This is a genomic window from Acetivibrio ethanolgignens, from assembly GCF_001461035.1.
Taxonomy (GTDB): Bacteria; Bacillota; Clostridia; order Lachnospirales; family Lachnospiraceae; genus Velocimicrobium; species Velocimicrobium ethanolgignens.
Map to the genome: position 1 here is coordinate 1 of NZ_LNAM01000222.1, position 8,929 is coordinate 8,929.

An 8,929-nucleotide genomic window follows, 5' to 3' on the forward strand; every position below is an offset into this window, starting at 1 on the left:
ATTTTGATTTATCGCTCTGCCTTGCAATAAAAACAAACTCTTCTTGCATAGACAATTCTGGGACCGGAATCAATATTTTTCCAAGGTTGGCTCTGCTAATTCTTTTCCTTGTGGTTCCTGTCGTATGTGTAGCAATTTGCTCCGAGTACATATCAGTCTTAGAGAATCCGACAAAGAATTCTGGAAGAACCTTATCACTAAGTCTAACAATTGTACAATCAACGGCTGTAATTGCCTTTTGGACTTCTGGCACAATACAAGAACGCCCTATAGGATCTGGCAAACGTGAAATTAAAATATCACCTGGAAGTACCTCCGTACAGTTGAGTCTTGTAAAAGTTTCTTCACTTATGTAACGTGCCTTTTCTTCCTTGTCTTTGAATACTCCATCACCCACATTACCAGTTTGAATAAGCCTTATACCATTTTCAGATTGATCTTTTGACTCAATCCAATCTCCATCCCCAAAATGAATACAAATATTATTTATAGACTGCTTATTTTCACAGCCACCAAACATCTCGATAAATTGCGATTTCACCAGTTCGTCTGTTTGTTTAATCAATTCCAAATATGCCTGCTTGGTTTCGTTAATCGACCACAAAATATCAGCAAGTTCTCTCTGCTTATCTGTATCAGGCAAATAAATTTCAAAATTTCTAAGATGCTCCCATTTCACTCTTGGCGAAAGCGAACCCGCTGATTTTCCTACAGCAAATTCAAAAAGAAAGTCATTTTGAATTATAAACGGTAACAAACGAGAATCAACTTTTCCCTCTTTTGCTCTTATTACTGTAATATCACCAGAACATATACCATCAAATGGAGCTAAAGCAGCTTTTTTTAAATATGCTCTTCTTCTACCAAACAAAACATCGCCTTTAGCAAATTTCTTGGTGAATGAATTATTTGTATCTTCACTCCAAGAAGATAAGGTCACATCCGAAGGAGTTAAATGCTCTAATCCAACAATCTTGCAACCAGTCTTATCACCCTTGTTTGATTCTTTTGCTTCAATTGCAATGTCCCCAAGTTTATTTGTCTGCATCTTTGGCACCTCCTAACATCTCCATTATCATACTGTGATACATAAGCGCTCTTTCTGCAGCAGATTTCCAATCACTGTAACACTCTTTTACCGTTCTATCATCAGTGTCTTCTTCCTTTGTTGTTTGAATATACAAAGGAATACTCAATGAAAAATCATTCTTTTCAATATCCTTAATTGTTACTTTCTTTGCAATGTCATCATCAGACTCATACTTTTCATATGCATCAGCAATTCGAGTTATATGCTTATCCTCCAAATAGCTTTGAGCATTCTTTCTTGTCACCTCATTTATTGCATTAATGAAAAGAACCTGTCCCTTTCTGTTTGTTGGCTTATTAGTTCTACAAATAATAATGCAGGCTTCCATAGGTGAATTGTAGAAGAGGTTAGGTCCCAATCCTATTACACACTCAACAAGATCTGAACGAATGAGCTTTTCTCTCATATCTTTTTCTTCATTTCTGAACAATACTCCATGAGGAAAAAGAATAGCACAACGGCCAGTTTTATCATCCAAGCTCTTAAGTATATGCTGAAAAAATGCATAATCTGCCCTTCCCTGCGGAGGTGTTCCAAGAAAGTTACGTCCGTATTTATCTGATTCAAAAGCTGTCCTATCCCACTGGCTAATCGAATAAGGTGGATTAGCCAGAATTAGGTCAAACTGCTGAAGCTTAGCATGATCTGTAAAAGCAGGTGTTTTCAATGTATCTGCATTCACAATCTGAAAATCCTGAATCCCGTGTAATAATAAATTCATTCGGGCTATAGCAGATGTAAGCGTTACAATCTCTTGCCCATAAATTGACAGGTTTCTCCACTCCTTATCCTGTTGCTTCAGATACGCAACTGCAGAAATCAACATACCCGCGCTACCACATGTCGGATCATAAATAGATTCACCTGGCTGTGGCTTAAGCATTTCTGTCATAAGGTTTACAACTGTACGATTGGTATAAAATTCCTGCGCTGTATGCCCACTATCATCTGCAAACTGCTTTATAAGATATTCATATCCTTGGCCAAGTTCATCCGCCGGACAATTCTCTATAGACAATGTTTTAGAACTGAAGTGCTCGATTAAGTCTTTCAATAATCTATCTGGCAAACGTTTTTTATTTGTCCAGGAAGCATCTCCAAATATTCCTTGAAGCTTTTCTGCATTTGCAGCTTCAATCTTGTGAAATGCCTCAATAATGGCTTTACCAACATTCTCTGAAACATTACGCACATCATTCCAATGTGCCCCATCAGGAATCTGGAACTGATGATTTTCTTCCCAGTCCAACGCCTCTTCTCCAAATTCAGCTCTTATCTTCTCGCATTCTTCGTCATAAACATCACTTAAACGCTTAAAGAAAAGCAACGGAAAAATATACTGTTTGTATGCACCTGCATCTACATGAGTTCTAAGCAATACAGCAGACCCCCATAGATACTTTTCAAGTTCATCTATTGTAATTTTATTACTCATCAATAAAACCTCCTGCCTTTAAATATGCCATCATTCGAGTTTCTGCCCTCTTCGCATTCTCAACTGCATTGATGTATTCAATTCTTACAAACTCTGGAGCTATAACTTCTTGCTTCTTTTTCTCGATATAAGCATTTACAGCAAGTGTGTTACCAGCCTTATCTAACTCATCGATAGTTACAATTTTACACTTTTCAATCTTATTCTCATATGCTTGGTACAAATTGTACACTTCCTGAATATCTTTCTCCTCCATCTCGTTCTGCGCACGCTTTGGAGTATAGATATTAGTTGCATCTATCAAGCAGACCTTACCTTTGTGCTCCGGTCTCTTGTGATTATTTAAGAAAATAATACAAGCTGATACGCCAGTACCGTAGAATACACCGCCAGCAAGAGCGACAACCGCTTCAATCAAATCGCTCTTAATAAGCTGCTCTCTGATTTCTCCTTCTTTGCCACTATGGAATAAAACGCCCTGTGGAAGTACTACTGCAACTTTACCTTCCATTGGTTTCATTGACTTAATCATATGCTGAAGCCATGCATAGTCAGCGTTTGAGTCTGAAGGGCAGCCCCACATATTACGACCATACTTATCGCTTTCAAAGCTATCTGCGCCCCACTTCTCCTGACCGAAAGGCGGATTAGCCAGAACACAATTAAACTGCTGAAGTTTACCATGTTCCAAGAACTTAGGTGTTCTAAGAGTGTCACCCTGCGTCACCTTAAAGTCACTAGCTCCATGAAGGAATAAGTTCATTCTTGCAATAGCTGATGTTGAGAGATTATTCTCCTGTCCATATATCTTCCCATATGTCATCTGGCGGTCATTAATGTGTCTGATTGCTTCAATAAGCATACCACCAGTTCCGCATGCCGGGTCGTATACTGTATCACCTGGCTTAGGATCCAAAAGCATAACCATGAGCTTTACAATTGTTCTTGGTGTGTAATACTCACCAGCATTCTTCTTTGAAAGGTCTGCAAACTTCTTAATAAGATATTCGTAAGCATCACCCATTACATCTGCACTGTAATTCTTATTCCCAACCTTCAAGCTAGACATATGCTCAATAAGATTCTTTATTCTTTCATCAGTAAGCTTTGTTTTATCTGTCCATGTAACATCATCAAAGCTTGAGAAAACACCACTGAGTGTTTCAGGATTCGCTCTTTCTATACCATTCATTGATTTTACAATCATCTTACCAACATCCTGACTTGCATTCCTTATATCAATCCAATGACATCCATCCGGAATAACAAAACTGTGATTTTCATCAAATGCAGCAAACTCCTCATCACCACCAGACTCTTCCAATGCAGCCTGTGTTTCTTCATCGTACACATCACTTACTCTCTTTAAGAACAAAATTGGTGTAACGTAATCCTTAAACTCATCCTGGTTGATAGGACCTCTGAGAATATTACAAGCTTCGTATAAGTGAGCGAATAGTTGATTCTTTTTTGTCTGTTCAATATCAGTCTCAGATTCTTTTAATTCCTGATCTGCTACTTCTGTTGCTGACTGTATCATAGTTTCTCGACCTCCAGTCTTAACCTGTTTCTTGGCTGAGCGTTTTATACTTACGCTCATATCATCACGTTTCTTTTCCATAATAGGTGGATACTTATTCTCAAAAAGAATCAGGAGCTGCATCAACTTCTGATCTAAGAATGTTAATGCATGTTTTCTGATATGTGTTGGTATTCCATAATATGCTTCTGCAACACCACCACATATCGCTGCTACCGTATCACTATCTCCACCAATTGAAATTGCATTTCTTATTGCATCTTCAAACCCTGTAGACTCAAAGAATGCCTGTAGCGCCTGAGGCACTGTTTCCTGACAAGTCTCATTGAACTGATATGTATCCTTAATTTCTTCAAGTGTGAAATTCATAGGATAATAATTCTCATTAATATAATCCCTTATCTCAAGAATACTGCTGCCTGACTTAGCCATATAGATAGCTACCGCTGTTGCTTCAGCGCCCTTAATGCCTTCTGGATGATTGTGACTAACCTCTGTTACAAGCTTCGATAGCTCCTTAGCTTCTTCCAGACTTTCTGCGGCAAATCCTGCTGCACTTACTCTCATTGCAGCTCCATTTCCATAACTGTTATATGGTTTAGGATTATCAGAGAAAATCCAACCCTGAAAACTTCCACCATATCCACAGTTTGGATAATTCCTTCCTACATTCTGCATACACTCTACAGCGTTCTTTGACAAATCACTGTGGTCTGGTTTACTTACCAATATTGCCTGGGCCACTGCCAGACTCATAATACTGTCGTCGGTAGGAAAACACTTATAGGTAAGAAACTCAAAGTCCTTATCTCTGTGGTTATTCCACTCAAAACGTGATCCGACGATATCACCTATAATCGCACCTAACATTTATCTTACCTCCGGTTATTTGCTTCTTATAATACCTGTACCAATAGAATTTCTTTTTTCAAAGGTATTGAAATCCAACTTATAGTTACTATGGGATAATATTTCTTCACTTTCCACATTAGAAAACTCTGGTCCAAGAATTATGTATTCAATACACTCTTCAGTTATTGGCATATCAAAATACAAATCTCCATCGCACTGTTCAATCAAATCAGAAACCTTATTCTTATGAAAACATAACGATGCACGTATTTCCTCTTCTTCATTCCAAAACTCATGTTTAAAATATGGTGAAAACGCATCAATTTTGGCAATAAGCTCACTCATAGGATAAACAAGACTTTTCTTCAAATCTAAGCCCAATAACGGTTTCCCGGTAAGTCCTGGCACTATTATTGTGTCGATTAAATCCTGTTTTTGTTCTGGGTCCTTACTAAGTATCTCAACCTGTGCACAAGCTTCAGAAAACCAACAATTCAACTGTTCTTTAGCCTTACTTATTCCATAAATTACAGGGAAAAGATATGATCTTTCGCAGGCCTTCCCCTCAAATGATTTTATTTGTTTTTTTAACTTATTTTTATTAAAACCAATGCAAACACCGTTATAGCGAATGTCACTATCATAGCAATAACGATTATCACCATATATACATTTAATATTACTTGGACGATTCATTGTATAGGCATCCCAAAGCATTCTGGAATCGCCTTCTTTTGCAAAACAGGAAACTAAAGAAATGTGTTGATTACTCGCTTTGAATTTTTGATAGTAATCAAGCATAAACTTTCTCGCTACTTCCACAGTATCCCTATAATCCGGTAGCCCATCATATTCTTTCAATACATCGAATAGAAGTGTTGTATCTAACAAATCATTTGAAGTTGTACTTTCCTTAAATCTCAAAGTTCCATATTGTAATATGCACTTAAATTTATCTAGGCTCGTATAATGATAGATAATGTCTTTCTCGATCAAAACAACACCTCCCTAAAACTGTTCTAATTCATTTAATACTTCCCTCCAGCGACGTTCTGCCTGTGAGACTGTCTCCTGGAAGTGCCGCAACTCATATTCGTATTTAATTGTAATTTCTTCCTGTTCTTCTATGGTGGGAAGCGGAACCTCAATGTCATTTAAATCCTTATAACTGAGATTCATAACTGCTGTACCCTGTTGTGCCTGACTGATAACCTTTCCACCAATGGGACTATCCAAAAATATCTTAAGGTACAAACTCTTAAGTGACCTTTCGTTAGGTCTTATTACAATTACATTTGATGAAGCTATACAAGGGAAAGAAAAGTCTTTCTCGTGGAATACGGCAACTCTTATCGCTGTCCCTCTACCTGGAAGAAGTACATCACCTTCCTTAAGAAGATAGCTTTGTACCTTTCGTTCCTCTTCTTCAATGTAATCAAGGTTTTCGTTATTCAACGCATATTCACCAATATTAGAAATATTGATAACCCCTATCTTGCCATTAGGATCTTTTTTAGTAACATTCTTACCTCTAAAGATTTCTGCAACATTACCTAGAATTTCTTTTCTTATACTTGAACCATTGAATGCCTGCCACTCCTCGCTCTGTTGTTCAAAGATTCGATCAACGCTCCACGAACCCATTTCTTCAAGTTCATCGAGCATTACAAAGGTGTCATCTACGAGTACCAACTCTTCAATTGCTGAACGCTTTGTTTTCCTCTCTCCTGCACCGTATCTTCTGATGATTACGTCATCACCAGTCGGTCTAGCATTTTGAATATTTATCAAATAGGTTTGTATTTCAGTATTTGCAAACACACCTGTCGGTAACTCGTCTATTTCCTTTAATGTGTACGTACTCTGAATAAAGTTTCTCAAGGTACCAATTTTGCCCTGTGCAAATGTAATTCGTCCAGGAAGCACAATAATCAAATCTCCATCACTATTTAAGTGCGTCAGCAAATTTTCCAGAGCTACCATCTCAAGCTCCCTACATATGAAGGTAGGATCCTCTGAAAGGGTTCTGCCTCCAAATGCCGGCGAAGATAAAATCATATCAAATCTTTCTTTTAGGAAATATGACTCATATACATTTGACTCTATAACTGAAGCATTACAATAGCCCTCTGTAATAGTTTTTAATAATTCTGTGTAGACTTCTCTCTGACTGCTAATAGTAAAATGTGTTCCCGGATGGCTTTCGATCATTTCAGTAATTCTTGTTATGAATTTCTCACCTTCAACAATCAATACACTTTCTGGATCTCTATTAAATCCACCCTCCATCACCTTAACCAACGACTCCGGAAGAATTGAAAGGTCCATCACCTTACCTGCTGTTTCAGATAATCTTTGAAGCAAGAATCCCCAGTCGATTTCATCCGGGATATCCATATAAATATGAATAGCTGCATCTTCTCTATTGAACAAAGAATAGATATTCAACTTCGAAGCTTCCTCTCTAAGTGCTTCATATATTTCTCTATAATCAGTAAGGCCTTTTCTCTTAACTCTATCCACAGCTAATGCTGCCGGTAAAACTTTGGTTATATCTTCCTTGCCCCTAATGACATTAAAAAGGTCCCAAACTCTGTTATTCATCTCCTTATTATCCATGACATACACCTCCTTGGAGTCTTTTCCATATTACTTTCTGTGTATAATATAACACTTCAACGATAATGTTTCAATACTTTATTTTATTTTGGTATGCAAATACTTTATTTTATTTCACACAAAAAGCGTATATAAAAACCAGGTAGATTAATCCACCTGGTTCCATTCTTAGACATAGCTACTATTTCTACTACTATTATTGCTATCGTTAAACTGTATTCGCTTTCCTGTTATCCATAGTGTTTTGTCACCCCTATGCTATGATCAGTTCTGACAAATTGATTTTTACAAAGATTTTCAAAGGCGTATAAGTGACTTTTCCTACCGTATAACGAAAGCACCGCTACAAGCCTTTGAAATAAAAGACTTTTCTAACTTAACTGCGTTCACTTTTGACATCAAGACAACCATATTAATATGGCTTCCAAGTTAGAACTGTTCAATTGTTGCGAATATACTTTTTAACGGTATAATCGTTATAAAGTGTAGTTATCGTTATAAGGTATAAGAAGGGTTCAAATTGAATATACACCACTGTTACACTATCTTTTTTAGTCTTCCGAAACGTATACGAACCGGATATTAATATATGCTTGCCTGCCGCGATTTGCCGCGTTTTAGGCCACTATATCCGCGTTATGCGCAGCCTGCCAAAGTCCTGCCGTGGCAAATAAAAAGAACTTTAATAGGTGTCATAGTTTACTCCTTTATGCCCCGTATTGCCCCATTTTGCGAGGTTTTTAGGGTTTATTAAGATTTTCTCTGAAATGACGTAATGTGGCAAATCAGAGCAGAATTTAGCAAGTTACTACTACCTGTTAGTAGTAAAATTAGTAGTAAAACGGGATATGCTTACTACTAAGGATTTTTAATTTCAATTTGTGGCTTACAGTCTTTATCTCGAATTTTTTGATGTGTTCCATCAATTATAATCTCAAATTCTTCCGACTGATTATAATGGGCCCTTTTTTCAGCATCCCAATAATCCAATGTCACATTAAAAGGAACCTCTTTTTCATTACCCAGACTAATGAGCATATAAAGGTTAACTGTTTCATCTTTTGCAATTGTAATTTTTTCAGAAAAACCATTTACATTAACCTGCATATTTACAGCACTACCAGCACCAATATTTCTGATTATATATTTAAGATATACATAATTAGGTACTGTTTGTCTCATTTTTATATACTTCTCATCCATTGAAGTCAAACCATATCGAACCTTATCTACTATACCTTCCTTAATGTCAAACACCCTATCATTAAGTCCAAATTCTGCATCCTCATTAAAGAAAATATACCGAGTATCAAGATATGGTTTTACTGCAGCTTTCTTGTCACGCGTCAAATTATAATTCTCTCCTGTCGCAATCCTGCCGCAGATTAAATCC

The 8,929-nt window shown here is 37.1% G+C and carries 6 protein-coding genes; all 6 read right to left on the reverse strand.

Going from position 1 to position 8,929, the window contains the following annotated elements:
- On the reverse strand, nucleotides 1-1,048 hold a 1,048-nt coding region (locus ASU35_RS17995), incomplete at its 3' end, for a restriction endonuclease subunit S (RefSeq protein ID WP_058354342.1).
- The gene (locus ASU35_RS18000) at nucleotides 1,035-2,525 is read right to left on the reverse strand and encodes a type I restriction-modification system subunit M (protein ID WP_058354343.1); all 1,491 of its coding nucleotides are present in this window, start codon (nucleotides 2,523-2,525) and stop codon (nucleotides 1,035-1,037) included. The genes ASU35_RS18000 and ASU35_RS17995, both read right to left, overlap by 14 nt.
- Nucleotides 2,518-4,935: an N-6 DNA methylase gene (locus tag ASU35_RS18985; protein ID WP_083504386.1), complete on the reverse strand. Its 2,418-nt coding sequence runs from the start codon at nucleotides 4,933-4,935 to the stop codon at nucleotides 2,518-2,520. Before ASU35_RS18985 ends, ASU35_RS18000 begins: the two co-directional genes overlap by 8 nt.
- Before the next feature lie 15 nt (nucleotides 4,936-4,950).
- The gene (locus ASU35_RS18010) at nucleotides 4,951-5,913 is read right to left on the reverse strand and encodes a DUF2971 domain-containing protein (protein ID WP_058354344.1); all 963 of its coding nucleotides are present in this window, start codon (nucleotides 5,911-5,913) and stop codon (nucleotides 4,951-4,953) included.
- A 12-nt stretch (nucleotides 5,914-5,925) separates the two neighbouring features.
- Nucleotides 5,926-7,536 (reverse strand): restriction endonuclease subunit S, encoded by a 1,611-nt coding sequence (locus ASU35_RS18015; protein ID WP_058354345.1) that lies wholly within the window; start codon nucleotides 7,534-7,536, stop codon nucleotides 5,926-5,928.
- A gap of 858 nt (nucleotides 7,537-8,394) precedes the next feature.
- Nucleotides 8,395-8,929: hypothetical protein (locus tag ASU35_RS18020; RefSeq protein WP_207644149.1), on the reverse strand; the 535-nt coding region annotated here is incomplete at its 5' end.